We start from the raw sequence: 12,510 nt of genomic DNA, 5'->3' as shown, positions 1-12,510 counted from the left end.
CGATCGCCCTGGTGCGGCGCGCCGGCGCAGCGGCGCGAGGAGGCCGAACACATCGGTCAGGCCGCTGATCGCACCCGGTCGTGCAGGAGCTTCGCGGCGAAGCCGAGAGCCTGTTCTGCGAGCGGCTGACGCTGCGCGGGCACGGATGACTCGCTGAGCACGGCGATCGCGAAGACGCCACCGTCGGCGTGCTCGAGCACGCCGACCTCATGGCGAAGATGCAGGAACGTGCCGGTCTTGGAGTGCCACACGGCATCGTCCGATTCCAGGTCGGGGGCGAGTCGGTGACGCATGACGTTCATGCCCAGCAGACCGCGCATCTGATCGCGCTGACCGCTGAGCGACGGGTCTCGCCAGATGCGATCGAGCAGTTCGACGCAGGCGTTCGCGGTACCGGCGTTCGCGCTCGACACGTCGAGTTGCGGAATGAGGTGGCCGCCGCCGCGTGTGGAGGCGCGGATGGCGAGCGCGAGCGCTTGCGGCATCTGCTCGGGCGGGAGCGTGCTGGCGAGCGTGAGATGCAGGTCTCGGATCGAATGACGCACGCTGATGCCCGTGATGCCCGACTCGCGAAGCGACGCGGTGACCGCGTCAGGCGGGCAGAGCGCGAACAGGGCGTCCGCCGCCGTATCATCGCTCAGGCACACGGCCATGTAGAGCAGGTCTTCGACCGACACGGTCGTCGGGTGCCGGAATCGGCAGTAGCCCGTGACACCCGGCGTGCGATCGCCCGGATCGAGTGTCACCCGGCGCGCCGGGTCGATCGTCCCGGCGGCGACGCGTTGCAGCACGGCGAGCGCGAGTGGGAGCTTGACGACGGATGCGAGCGGGTAGGCGTCGTCGGCGGCCAGCGAGAGCTCACGGCCGTTGCCGAGGTCACGCACTGCGATCGACGCACGCAGGCCCGCCTCGCTGAGCACGTCGGCTGCTTCGCGCAGTACTGCCCGGTCAGTGTCCACCAGAGCGCCCCGTCGTCGGCGGAGTGGAGACGGAGAAGCCGCTGACCTCGCTCGAGTGCAGCAGTGCGGCGAGATATGGGCCGGCGATCTCGAGGAATCGCGACGCGAGTTGCCCCTCCCGGTAGGCGAGGGCGTACCCGCGCACGAGGTGGAGGTCGCCGAGCGCCCGCCACTGGAGACCGAATGACTCGCTCTCCGCCGAGGTGCAGAGCACGAGGTCCTCACCTCCGAGCACCGCGGCCATCGCGTTGATGTTCGATGGCGATATGCGGAGCTGTGCCGGCGTGAGTCCGGCGCCGTTTCTCACCCGTTCCAGGCGATCCCGCACGTGCGGCACGTCGTCTTCGGGCTGCAACCACAGTCGTGCGACGCGACGGATGCCCCGGCGCGGGCGAAGCTCGGCGAAATAGAACTCCCGATCGCGCGAGGTCGGTGCGGACCCCGCGACGCCGAGTGGTTCCGCCCATTGAGCGCGATCGGGTGCGATGGGCTCGAGATTGAGCCTCGTGCGCCCGGCGGCGAGGGACTCGGCCCGTTCTGTGGGGCCAGCGGAAACGAGTTCCACGTTCATCGACCGGAGCGCTGCGCCGGCGGTCAGCTTCGCCGCTTCCACTTCGTCGATGCGATGCGGCACGCCGACCGTCACTGGAAGCCGACGTGACCGCTCTGCGTCGTCGGAGAGCTCGTGCGCCGCATCGACGAGTTTGATGGCGCTCGGCAGCACACCGCGACCGAACTCCGTCAGCTCCACCCGCCGCGACGATCGTTCGAAGAGCCGCGCCCCGAGGTGCTGTTCGAGTGCCGCGACGCGACGGCTCGCCACGGATTGCGTGACCCCCGCACCCGTTGCGCCGGCCGTGAAGCTCTCGTGTTCGGCGACGGAGACGAAGGCCTCGCACGCGGCTCGCAGATCGAGGTGTCGCGACATGCATGCGATTCTTGCATCGATCGCCGCGTTCCCGCCTTTGTCTGCATCGCCGACCGCGGGTCAGACTCCGGACATGACGAATCGACCGACATCCCCCGTCTCCCGCCGCTCGTTGCTGGCCTTCGGCGGCATTGCCACCGTCGGGGCGGCCGCGGCCGTCTTCTCGACCTCGCCGCCTGCAGTCCCCGCGCCGGCCTCGCCCGCGGTCGGCAGTCACCGCCAACTGGCGCGGGCGGTCGCCGAACTCGAGCGCGCGACATCCGTCACCATCGGCGTCACCGCCCTCTGGCACGATTCGCGACGCTCATTCCGGTACCGCGGCAGTGAGCTCTTCCCGATGTGCTCCCTGTTCAAGACCCTCGCGGCAGCCGCCCTCGTGCAAGCGCGCGGCTACGACGAGGACTACTGGGCGACGCCGATTCCCTTCACCCGCGCCGACATCGTCGAGAACTCGCAAGTGCTCGACAAGACGACGACCTATCAGGCCACACCCGAAGAGCTCGCCGACGCGGCGCTGCGCTTCAGCGACAACACCGCCGGCAACCTGATCCTCCGCGAACTCGGCGGCCCGTCGGCGGCCACCTCGTTCGCGTCATCGCTCGGTGCGAAGGCGACGCGACTCGACCGGTGGGAACCCGAGCTCAACGACGCGTTGCCCGGCGACGAGCGCGACACGTCGACGCCCGACGATATCGCCGACCTGTACCGGGCGCTCATCCTCGAGCAGCGCGCCGGCGTGCTCGCCGCTGCTCGACTCCAGGAGTGGATGCTCCGCAACACCACATCGGGCGCCCGGATGCGAGCCGGCCTCACCGCTCCGTACGAGCTCGCCGACAAGACCGGTGGCGGCGACTACGGGGTGGTCAACGACGCCGGTGTGCTCTGGCGGCCGACTGCCGAGCCCCTCATCCTCGCGATCATGACGCGCACCGATCGTGCCGACGCGACATACAACAACGAGGTGCTGGCCGAAGTGACGCGTCTCGTCGCGGCGGTCTGAGGCGCCCGCCCTCTCGCCGAGGGGGTCAGAGCCGTTGCGGGCCCGACCCGTCGTCGCCGAGTGCGTCGTCGGGGTTCAGCAGCCCGCACGCCTTCATCGAGAGGCACCCGCAGCCGATGCATCCGGTGAGTTCGCGCTCGAGGCGTTCGATGCCGTGGCGGCGCTGTTCGAGCTGTCGCTTCCAGCGGCGTGAGGCCCGCTGCCAGTCCTCATGGCTCGGCGTCGTGTCGAGCGGCACGTTCTCGAACGCGGTCTGCACGTCGGAGAGGGGAATGCCGAGCCGCTTCGCGACCGAGATGAGTGAGACGCGCCGCAGCATGTGTCGTGGGTACCGCCGCTGGTTGCCGCCCGTGCGATGCGAGGCGATGAGGCCGAGGTCTTCGTAGAACCGCAACGCCGACGGCGCGACGCCGGTGCGCCGACTCATCTCCCCGACGGTCAGCAGCTCGTCGGGTGCGTGTCGCGCGGTCGACGTCGTCACCGTCTCGTGCTCGTCACGCTGCGACATCCGCGCCCTCTCGTTTTGACTTCAAGGCTACTTGAGGTTTTACGGTAGAGACATGCGAATCGTGAAGTTGGTGGTCACCCCGTGACGTATGTGATCGCGCTGCCATGCGTCGACGTGAAAGACAAGGCCTGCATCGACGAATGTCCCGTCGACTGCATCTACGAGGGTGAGCGTTCGCTCTACATCCACCCCGATGAATGCGTCGACTGCGGCGCCTGCGAACCCGTGTGCCCCGTCGAGGCCATCTACTACGAAGACGACCTCCCCGAGATGTGGGCCGACTACTACAAGGCCAACGTCGAGTTCTTCGAGATCTCGAACGGCGGGGCACCGGCTCTCGGCTCCCCCGGCGGCGCCGCCAAGACCGGAATGCTCAGCTTCGACCACCCGGTGATCACCGCGCTCCCCCCGCAGGCGTCGCATTCATGACGGATGCCGCCGCAGTGCGCGACCCGATCGTGACCGCCGATACGTCCGACGCCGCCGAAGGGTTCAAGGCCGCCTTCCGTGGTCACCCCGCCGGCATCGCACTGATCACGGGCATGACGCCCGACGGACCGGTCGGCCTGACGGCGTCGAGCGTCGCTTCGGTCGCGGCCGACCCGCCTGCGCTCTCATTCTCGGTGACGCGAGCGACGGGTTCGGCCGGCGCGCTGCTCGCCGCCAGAACCCTCGTCGTGCACTTCCTCGCCGCACATCAGGTCGACGTCGCCCGCGCGTTCGCGCGATCGGGCGAGCCCCGGTTCACGACCGAACAGGGCTGGTCGCTGCTCGAGACCGGTGAGCCGTGGCTCGCCGACGCGCGCGCCGCCCTGCGCTGTCGCACGCTGCAGACCGTGCCGGTCGGCAGTTCCTCCCTCGTCGTCGCCGAGGTGCTCGAGGTGTTCCTCGGGCCCCCAGCACCCTCGCTCGTCTACCGCGATCGCCGCTTCCACCGCCTCGACCACGACATACCCGAGCTCTGACCCCGCCACGCGCCACCCGCCGCATCGCAACCGCGAACGGCACATCGAAAGGAAGCATCCGAATGCCGGCCTATTCACTGCCCGACCTGCCCTACGACTACTCAGCGCTCGCGCCCCACATCTCGGCGGCGACCATGGAGTTGCACCACTCCAAGCACCACCAGGCATATGTGACCGGCGCGAACACCGCGCTCGAGCAGCTCGCCGAGGCCCGCGAGAGCGGCAACCTCGCGAACGTCAACAAGCTCGAGAAAGACCTGGCATTCAACCTCGGCGGCCACATCAACCACAGCGTCTTCTGGCAGAACATGTCGCCCGACGGCGGGGGTTCGCCCGAGGGCGAGCTCGCGGCGGCCATCGACGACGGCTTCGGCTCGTTCGATGCGTTCCGTGCCCACTTCACGGCGACCGCGCTCGGCGTGCAGGGCTCGGGCTGGGCAGTGCTCGCCTGGGACAGCGTGGGCGCCCGGCCCGTGATCTTCCAGCTCTTCGATCAGCAGGGCAACGCGCCGCTCGGCGTCACGCCGCTGCTGCAGCTCGACGTGTGGGAGCACGCGTACTACCTCGACTACCGCAACGTGCGCGCCGACTATGTGAAGGCGTTCTGGGAGATCGTCGACTGGGCCGACGTGCAGGCCCGCTTCACCGCAGTTCGCACAGCGACACGAGGTCTCATCGTGCCGAGCGCCAACTGAGCACTCCGACCGAACCCCCTCGCGCGCCCCGGCGCCGGCGTCGACGACGCCGGCGCCCGTCGGTCGCGCTGCTCGCGGTGCAGATACGGCGCTACGGACTCCTCGCGCTGATCCTCCTCACCGCGATCGGAACATTGATCGCCTGGCTGAGCGGGTAGAACGGGTCGCTGCGCAAGCGGTTCCTGATGCCGCGAAATCCGGCACGTCGGCTAGGATGGGAAGTTCTTTGCCAGACGACTCCGCGGGGTCGCCGAGAGGGAGGGACTCCCCGATGACCATCGAATCCGTATGGATGACGCCGGCCGCACTGGAGCGGCTCGAAGCCGAACTCGCCGAACTCTCGCGGCCCGGGCGAACGCTGACCGACACCGAACAGGCACGCACCACCGAGCTTCGCGCGATGGTGCGCAACGCCGAGGTGGGTCTCAAGCCCGACGACGGACTCGTCGAGCCCGGAATGCGCATCACGGTGCGATTCGACGACGACGCCGAGCCGACGAGCTTCCTGCTCGGCAGTCGTGAGCTCGCCGACCTCGATGGAAGCGTCGACCTCGACGTGTACTCACCGACCTCCCCGCTCGGCGCGGCGATCACCGGCCGGTACGTCGGCGACTCCGTCGCATACGAGGCGCCGAACCGCACCGTGCAGGTCACGGTGCTCGAAGCGGTGCCCTTCGGCTGAAGCACCAGCCCGCACGACTCGGGTTCGGTGACGCTGTGCGATGCGCTCGCGGAGGACTACCGCGAGCGCGCCTTCGCGCCGAGTTCGACGAGAGCGACGCTGATCGTGTGCTCGACGAGCGCCGAATCGATCGCCTGAAGACCCGGCAGTAGCGCTCGCATCAGGAGCGGGCCGGTGAGCAGGTCGCTGATCCACTCCACATCCACGGATGCATCGAGCTCGCCGCGATCGATCGCGCGCTGCACCGCGCGAGTCGTCGCCGTACGCCGGGGGCCGAGGAACTCCTCGGAGAAACGCCGAGCGGCGTCGGGCTGCACCGAGAGGTCGTCGATCAGGCCCGGAAGGCCGCGCACGATCAGCGGGTGGTTGAACAGTTCCAGGCGATGCCGCTGGATCGTGCGCAGGTCGGTCTCGAGGTCGCCGGTGTCGACGCCGGGATCGGTGCCGAACCGGTCGCTCAGCACTGCGATGACGAGTTCTGCGGTGGTGCGAAACCGCCGGTACACGGCGGCACGCGTCGTCGAGGCATCCTTGGCGACGCGGCCGATCGTCAACGCCTGGTAGTTCTCGAGTTCGACGATCCGCACAGCGGCATCGAGAACGGCACGGTCGATGTTCTCGTGCCGCGGTCGCCCCAACGTCGTTGCCGTCATACGATACATTCTGTACCGTAAAGCTTCGAACCCGCCATCCCACCACGATGACGAGACCCACCGGCCAGTGACACGATCGAGCGGCCGCCTGATCCCAGCGATTCCGTCACTCTGCCGACAAGGTCTTCATGCCTGTTCCAGCTCCACTCCCCCATCTGTCTCGACGTTCCGGCGGCACGACGCGCTCTCCGGTTCGCGATCTGCTCGCGCTCACCGCCGATCCCGACGTCATCTCGTTCGCCGGTGGCCTGCCGGCTCCCGAACTCTTCGACCTCGAGGGGCTTCGAGCCGCATTCGAGACGGCGCTCGGCGATCCGCGCGGCCTGCAGTATTCGACGACCGAAGGAAACGTCGCCCTTCGCGAGTTCATCGCCGATCGGTACACCGCCCAGGGCCTGCCGACGACGAGCGACGAGATCCTCATCACGACGGGGTCGCAGCAAGCGCTGAGCCTCCTGGCGCTCGCACTGCTCGATCCAGGCGACATGGTGCTCGTCGAGCGCCCGAGTTACCTCGCCGCACTCCAAGCGTTCACCCTGGCGGGCGCCCGCGTCGTCAGCGTCCCGGTGAATGCCGATGGCGTCGACCTCGACGCCCTGGGCCGGCTGGCGCAGCAGCACCGCCCGAAGCTCATGTACACGGTGCCGACGTTCCAGAACCCGACCGGCGCCTCCCTCGACCTCGCGACGCGCGAGGGGCTCGCCCGGCTCGCCGCCACTCACGGGTTCCGCATCATCGAAGACGAGCCCTATCGCGAGTTGCGCTACTCGGGCGATCCTCTGCCGTACCTCGCCGCACTTTCCGCCGAGCACGTCATCACCGTCGGCAGTTTCTCCAAGATCCTCGCCCCCGGCCTTCGCCTCGGCTGGATCCGCACCCGGGCCGATCTCCACTCGACCGTCGTCGTGACGAAGCAGGCCGCCGATCTGCACACGTCGACCGTCGATCAGGCTGCCGCCGCCCAGTATCTGCACGCCGGCACCCTCGAGCCGTCGCTCGATCGGATTCGCGCGGCCTACCGTGAGCGCCGAGACACGATGCTCGCGGCGCTGCCGCACGCACTTCCGGGCGGAAGCACGTGGAACTCCCCGCAGGGCGGGATGTTCGTGTGGGTCACCCTGCCACCCGGGCACGACGCCGCTCACCAGCTCACCCGCGCGATCGAGCACTCGGTCGCATACGTGCCGGGAGCGCCGTTCTACGCCGATCGGCCGGACCCGACCACGTTGCGGCTCTCGTTCACCACCTACCCACCCGCCACGATCGGGGAGGGACTCAGCCGTTTGGCGCGGTCGTTCTGAATGTCGGGGAACCGGACATTGAACCAATTGGTTCAGTCTGCAATACTGAACTTCTTAGTTCACTGTTGAACATCGAGCTGCCGTCCTCCATCGGAGGTACGAGGGCTCGGGAAAGGGTTCCACCATGTCGACATCCGATACCGCTGCCCGCGGCGAGAGAACAACGACCCGACTCCTCGTCTGCGGCGTCGTCGCCGGACCAGTGTTCCTCCTCGTCTGGGCGCTGCAAGCCTTCACTCGCGACGGCTTCGATCCGACTCGTCATCCGCTGAGCCTGCTCAGCCTCGGTGAGCTGGGATGGATACAGGTCTCGAGCTTCGTGCTGGCGGGCGCGCTGTACGTTGCATGCGCTCTCGGCCTGCGGCGCCGACTCCGCCCAGGGTGCGCGTCGACCTGGGCGCCCATCCTGATCGCACTCAACGGCATCGGCCTGATCATCGCCGGGGTCTTCGTCACGGACGCAGGCGCAGGCTTCCCGCCCGGCGCGCCACAAGGGGCTCCCGACGTCAGCTGGCACGGCATCGTGCACGAGATCGGATTCGGCATCGCGACCGTGTCGTGGATCGTCGCCTGCATCGTGCTCGCACGCCGGTTCGCCTCGGATGGAAGGCCTGGATGGGTTGGGCTGTGCATCGTCGCCCTCGTGCTCAACATCGGAGTCAGCGCGTGGCCCGATCTCGCGAGCCTGAGCCTGCGGCTGGTCGTGGGGACTGCGATCTCGTTCGGCTTCGTCGCCGCGATCTCACTCCGCTTGCTCCTCGACGGCCCGGGCGACGTCGCCGCTCCGACCTCATCGGTTCCGGCGGCTCCATCTCGCATCTCCCACAACTGATCGGGATCAGCGCAAGGCGATCGTCGAAACACGGTCGGTGTCCACGAGCACGGGCACCTGTGGCCAGGTGAGTTCCGGAGCATACTGGGTTCGTCCGAGCCAAGGGAGGGGCCATGTCGCGAGGAGCAGAGCGCCGCGATCACTCGGAACCCCCATCGGATACCGCGTCGGCCTCGACTCCGCCCCGGCAACGCGTCGTGCTCGTGACCGGCGCGACGGGCGGCATCGGCAAGGCGACCGCGCTCGGGCTGGCCCGAACGGGTGCGCACCTCGCGATCGTCGGGCGTGATCGGCAGCGCACCGAGGCCGCTGCACGCGACATCCGTGAGGCCGCTGACGGTCCAGTGGACGCATTCGTCGCCGACCTCTCGTCGCAAGCCGAGGTGCGACGCGTCGCGGCCGAGGTGCTGGGGCGCCTGCCGCGCATCGACGTGCTGGTGAACAACGTCGGCGGATTCTGGCAGACCCGGCACATCACCGCTGACGGCCTCGAACGCACCTTCGCCGTCAACCACCTCGCGCCCTTCCTGCTGACGAACCTCCTCCTCGACCGGCTGAAGGCCGACGCACCATCGAGGATCGTCACGGTCTCGTCGAACGCCCACCGCACGGGACGCATCGACTTCGACGACCTCCAGGGCGGACGCACCTACTCCGGCTCCCGCGCCTACGACCAGTCGAAGCTCGCGAATCTGCTGTTCGCCTACGAACTCGCCCGAAGACTGCAGGGCAGCGGGGTCACCTCCAACGCGCTGCATCCCGGCGTGGTGCGCACCTCGTTCGGCGCCGAGGACCCGGCGACGGTGCAACGCGTCATCGTTCCCCTGATCAAGCCATTCATGAAGACGCCCGCCCGAGGCGCTCTGACCTCGATCCACCTCGCCGCAGCGCCCGAACTCGAGCAGGTCACCGGCGGATACTTCTCGAACGGCAAGCGCGTGAGGTCCTCGAGACGAAGCGAGGATCGAGCCGACGCCGAGCGCCTCTGGCGGGTCAGCGCAGAGCTGGTCGGTGTGAACACCGGTACGACCGAGGAGGGTCATCGATGACGACGTCGCCCGCAGCCTGCATCCTGTTGATCGTCGTGATCGGCACGGTGCTCGTGGTGTGCTCGCTCGAATTCGTCGGCCCGTTCGAGCGGAACGGCTGGAGGCTCGCGGCGATGCTCACGCCGTTCACGTACATCGCGTGGTCGCTCTGGCTCGCCGTCACGGGGGTGGTGCTCCTCATCTAACCCTGCGCTTCGGGATGCGAACGCTCGGAGGAGCGCGGGTGTGCGTCGGTTGATCGGCTCGAGGAGAGCAGGTGGAGCTTCTCTGCGCTGTCGCTGCGTTCGTCGGGGTAGTAGAGCACGAGGATGAGATCGCCGATGGGAAGCTTCTCGCGGTGAAGGCGAAGCTCGCCGACCGTCGGGTGGTTCACGATCGTGCTGCCCCCGTCGAGTTGCCGCACGTCGTGTCGCGCCCAGAGCGATCGGAATCGAGCACTCGCGAGTGAGAGTTCGCCGACGAGTTCGACGGCGCGCGCATCGGTGACGTCGTCGCCGATGGAGCGCCGGAACGATGCGACGAACTCGACCACGGCCCGATCCCAGTTCTCGTGGAACTCGCGCTCTTCGGGATCCAAGAGCAGGGACCGCAGCCGATTCTGCCCCGGCGTGAGGCGAGGCGAGAACGCGACGGCGAGCGGGTTCGAGGCGAGCACGTCGAAATGCCGCCCTTCGATGAATGCCGGCATGTCGAGGGCGGCCAGCAGGTGGTGCAACCGCGCAGGAACTCGCTCGGTGTGCCGCCGCCGCCGGACTCGCGGGCGAGGTCCGCCGAGGCCCAGCAGGTACTCGGTTTCAACTTCGTCGAGTCGCAGAACACGGGCCAACGACTCCAAGACCTGTGAAGAGGGGTTGCTGTCCCGCCCTCGTTCGAGCCTGAGGTAGTAGTCGGCACTGACGCCGGCAAGGAACGCGACTTCTTCGCGGCGCAAACCCGGCACGCGACGGTTCGAGTCGACGGCGATCCCGAGCTGTTCGGGAGTGACCAACGCGCGCCGCGCGCGGAGGTACTCACCGAGCCGATTCGCCTCGCCGTCGACATTCGCTTGGCCGTCAACATCCATAGAGGCCACGATATCCGTGCGGCAGCGGGTGAAAGGGGTCCTGTCACTCCCCGGACCGATGGGGTCCTTCCTGAGCTGTTCCGTTCGGGTGACCATGGTGAGACGTACCGGTCATCGGCACGTACCGCTCATCGGATGGAGAGAACACAGACATGGATATCAGCAATCGCACCGTTCTGATCGTCGGAGGAACGTCGGGCATCGGGCTCGGGCTGGCACGACGTTTCGTCGGCGCGGGAAGCACCGTCATCGTCGGGGGGCGTGACACCGGCAAAGTCGAGGATCTCGAGGCGGTCGAGATCGACGTGACCGACGCGGCATCCGTCCTCCGGGCTCGTGACGAGGTTCTCCTGAACCATCCCGACCTCGACGTCGTGGTGACGATGTCGGGTGTCATGACCATCGAGGACCTCCGCGACCCTGCGCATTTCGCCCAGGCTGAGACGACCATCACCGTCAACCTCCTCGGCACGATTCGTGTGATCGACGCGTTCACTCCGCACCTGATCAACCGCGGTGGCGGCGACATCATCACGGTGACCTCCGGCATCGCGTTCCTTCCGTTCCCCGCCATGCCCACGTATGGCGCGTCGAAGGCGGGCGTGCACGCGTACACCGAATCGCTCCGCGCACAGCTCGTTGGCACTGGTGTCGAGGTCACCGAACTCGTGCCGCCGGCGGTCGCAACGGCCGGCCAGGAGAAGATCAACCCAGCTGCCCTGCCACTGGACCAATTCCTCGACGAGGTCATCGGTCTCATGACGGTGACCCCGACCCCGAACGAGATCGTGGTCGAGCGCGCACAGACGCTTCGGTGGGCAGAACGCGCCGGCACCTATGCAGAACTCCTCGAACGCCGCTCGCAGCCGCTCGACACACTTCTCGGGCGCACCGTGCCGTCGAGCATGTAGAACGTGCGCGGCGGGGCCCGGTTCTACGCCGGATCGGCGATGGCGTAGAGGAGGTCGCGGACGCCGGGGCGCCCTTCGCGGTCGGAGCGCCAGACCAGGCGAAGTTCGAGCTGCGGTGTCTCGACCGGAAGGCGCACGAGTTCGCCGGCAGCGAGTTCGGTCGTGATGGCGAAGTCCGGAAGCAGCGCCAGCCCGTCGCCGTGAATCGTCCAGGCTTTCGCGATCGCAACGCTGCCTGCTTCGACCCGCGGGGTGCGCGGGGCGATCATCTTGTCGGCCGCGAGCCAGAACGAGCAACCAGGGCTGGTGCCGACGAGCGGGTAGACCTCGAAGTTGTCGGGTTCCGGCGGCGCCGATTGCGCGAGCGGATGCGACGCCGCCACTACAAGGGAGAGTGACACCGGTTCGATGTCGAGGTAGGCGAAGTCGCCTGGTGGCGTCTCGAATCCGAGTTCACCGAGGCCCTCGCCCAGGTCGAGCAGGAGTCCAGCGTCGATCGCCCCGCTGCCGAGGTCTTCGAGGAGGGCGACGCGGCTGGCCGTCCAGCTCTTCTTCACCTGGATGCCCGAACGTCGGGCGCTGAGCCGGGCCAGCATGCGGGGCACGTGGATCGCCATGACGGTTTCGAGGGCGCCGAGCCGGACCTCGACTGGAGTCGCGGCCACGTCACGGCGAGCATCATCAGCCGTGTCGAGAAGGCCGCGGGCCCACCGTTGCAGCCGCTGTCCGGCCGGCGTCAGCTGCATACCGCGCGACTTCCGCTCGAACAATGTGACGCCGAGTGATTGTTCGAGCGTGCGCAGTTGTTCGGATATCGACGAGGGCGCACGGTCGAGCGCGATCGCCGCACCGCCGACCGTTCCTTCGCGAACGATGGCCTCGAATACCGCCAGTTGTCTGAGCTCCACCGCGCACCTCCGTTCGGATTCTCCGAAATCAGCATACGGCTCAGCCGGTCGCTGAC

The 12,510-nt window shown here is 68.0% G+C and carries 16 protein-coding genes; 10 read left to right on the top strand and 6 right to left on the bottom strand.

The window, feature by feature from the left end; all coding sequences use genetic code 11:
* Window positions 1–56: 56 nt before the first annotated feature.
* Together AC1C2R_RS14945 and AC1C2R_RS14940 are read right to left on the bottom strand one after the other, a co-directional pair.
* On the bottom strand, window positions 57–959 hold the full coding sequence (locus AC1C2R_RS14945) for a serine hydrolase (protein WP_495380482.1): 903 nt from the start codon (window positions 957–959) through the stop codon (window positions 57–59).
* Window positions 949–1,887 (bottom strand): LysR family transcriptional regulator, encoded by a 939-nt coding sequence (locus AC1C2R_RS14940; RefSeq protein ID WP_495380481.1) that lies wholly within the window; start codon window positions 1,885–1,887, stop codon window positions 949–951. Before AC1C2R_RS14940 ends, AC1C2R_RS14945 begins: the two co-directional genes overlap by 11 nt.
* Window positions 1,888–1,960: 73 nt before the next feature.
* On the opposite strand from AC1C2R_RS14940, the gene bla reads away from it, so the two are divergent.
* Window positions 1,961–2,887 carry a class A beta-lactamase gene (gene bla / locus AC1C2R_RS14935; RefSeq protein ID WP_495380480.1) on the top strand — a complete coding sequence of 309 codons (927 nt, stop codon included), beginning with the start codon at window positions 1,961–1,963 and terminating at the stop codon, window positions 2,885–2,887.
* Between the two features lie 25 nt (window positions 2,888–2,912).
* On the opposite strand, the gene soxR is transcribed toward bla, so the two are convergent.
* Window positions 2,913–3,395: a redox-sensitive transcriptional activator SoxR gene (gene soxR / locus AC1C2R_RS14930; RefSeq protein ID WP_495354309.1), complete on the bottom strand. Its 483-nt coding sequence runs from the start codon at window positions 3,393–3,395 to the stop codon at window positions 2,913–2,915.
* 81 nt (window positions 3,396–3,476) lie between these two features.
* Here soxR and fdxA point away from each other — a divergent pair, with 81 nt between their 5' ends.
* The 4 genes from fdxA to AC1C2R_RS14910 all read left to right on the top strand — a co-directional run bounded on the left by fdxA (window position 3,477) and on the right by AC1C2R_RS14910 (window position 5,737).
* Window positions 3,477–3,824, top strand: coding sequence for a ferredoxin (gene fdxA / locus AC1C2R_RS14925; RefSeq protein WP_495354310.1), 348 nt, complete (start codon window positions 3,477–3,479; stop codon window positions 3,822–3,824).
* Window positions 3,821–4,360, top strand: coding sequence for a flavin reductase family protein (locus AC1C2R_RS14920; RefSeq protein WP_495354311.1), 540 nt, complete (start codon window positions 3,821–3,823; stop codon window positions 4,358–4,360). The genes fdxA and AC1C2R_RS14920 overlap by 4 nt, the downstream gene beginning before the upstream one ends.
* A gap of 62 nt (window positions 4,361–4,422) precedes the next feature.
* Window positions 4,423–5,055: a superoxide dismutase gene (locus AC1C2R_RS14915; RefSeq protein ID WP_495380479.1), complete on the top strand. Its 633-nt coding sequence runs from the start codon at window positions 4,423–4,425 to the stop codon at window positions 5,053–5,055.
* A 271-nt stretch (window positions 5,056–5,326) separates the two neighbouring features.
* A complete protein-coding gene (locus AC1C2R_RS14910; RefSeq protein WP_495380478.1) occupies window positions 5,327–5,737 on the top strand; it encodes a GreA/GreB family elongation factor in 411 nt (136 codons plus the stop codon).
* A gap of 56 nt (window positions 5,738–5,793) precedes the next feature.
* Here AC1C2R_RS14910 and AC1C2R_RS14905 read toward each other — a convergent pair whose 3' ends face one another.
* Window positions 5,794–6,390, bottom strand: a complete 597-nt coding sequence (locus AC1C2R_RS14905) for a TetR/AcrR family transcriptional regulator (RefSeq protein ID WP_495380477.1) — start codon at window positions 6,388–6,390, stop codon at window positions 5,794–5,796.
* A gap of 128 nt (window positions 6,391–6,518) precedes the next feature.
* On the opposite strand from AC1C2R_RS14905, the gene AC1C2R_RS14900 reads away from it, so the two are divergent.
* The 4 genes from AC1C2R_RS14900 to AC1C2R_RS14885 all read left to right on the top strand — a co-directional run bounded on the left by AC1C2R_RS14900 (window position 6,519) and on the right by AC1C2R_RS14885 (window position 9,757).
* A complete protein-coding gene (locus AC1C2R_RS14900) occupies window positions 6,519–7,691 on the top strand; it encodes an aminotransferase-like domain-containing protein (RefSeq protein ID WP_495380476.1) in 1,173 nt (390 codons plus the stop codon).
* A gap of 124 nt (window positions 7,692–7,815) precedes the next feature.
* Window positions 7,816–8,523 carry a DUF998 domain-containing protein gene (locus AC1C2R_RS14895; RefSeq protein WP_495380475.1) on the top strand — a complete coding sequence of 236 codons (708 nt, stop codon included), beginning with the start codon at window positions 7,816–7,818 and terminating at the stop codon, window positions 8,521–8,523.
* Window positions 8,524–8,636: 113 nt separating this feature from the next.
* Window positions 8,637–9,572, top strand: coding sequence for an SDR family oxidoreductase (locus AC1C2R_RS14890; protein WP_495380474.1), 936 nt, complete (start codon window positions 8,637–8,639; stop codon window positions 9,570–9,572).
* Window positions 9,569–9,757 carry a hypothetical protein gene (locus AC1C2R_RS14885; RefSeq protein WP_495380473.1) on the top strand — a complete coding sequence of 63 codons (189 nt, stop codon included), beginning with the start codon at window positions 9,569–9,571 and terminating at the stop codon, window positions 9,755–9,757. Before AC1C2R_RS14890 ends, AC1C2R_RS14885 begins: the two co-directional genes overlap by 4 nt.
* Here AC1C2R_RS14885 and AC1C2R_RS14880 read toward each other — a convergent pair.
* A complete protein-coding gene (locus tag AC1C2R_RS14880) occupies window positions 9,754–10,635 on the bottom strand; it encodes a helix-turn-helix domain-containing protein (protein WP_495380472.1) in 882 nt (293 codons plus the stop codon). The two genes, AC1C2R_RS14885 and AC1C2R_RS14880, sit on opposite strands and share 4 nt — an antisense overlap.
* A 152-nt stretch (window positions 10,636–10,787) precedes the next feature.
* On the opposite strand from AC1C2R_RS14880, the gene AC1C2R_RS14875 reads away from it, so the two are divergent.
* Complete coding sequence (locus AC1C2R_RS14875; protein ID WP_495380471.1) at window positions 10,788–11,546, top strand: SDR family oxidoreductase; 759 nt, start codon at window positions 10,788–10,790, stop codon at window positions 11,544–11,546.
* Window positions 11,547–11,569: 23 nt separating this feature from the next.
* On the opposite strand, the gene AC1C2R_RS14870 is transcribed toward AC1C2R_RS14875, so the two are convergent.
* Window positions 11,570–12,454: a LysR family transcriptional regulator gene (locus AC1C2R_RS14870; RefSeq protein ID WP_495380470.1), complete on the bottom strand. Its 885-nt coding sequence runs from the start codon at window positions 12,452–12,454 to the stop codon at window positions 11,570–11,572.
* Window positions 12,455–12,510 lie beyond the last annotated feature (56 nt).

It is taken from the genome of Agromyces sp. Y182 (assembly GCF_059445385.1).
This window is presented reverse-complemented; position numbering and strand designations above follow the sequence as displayed.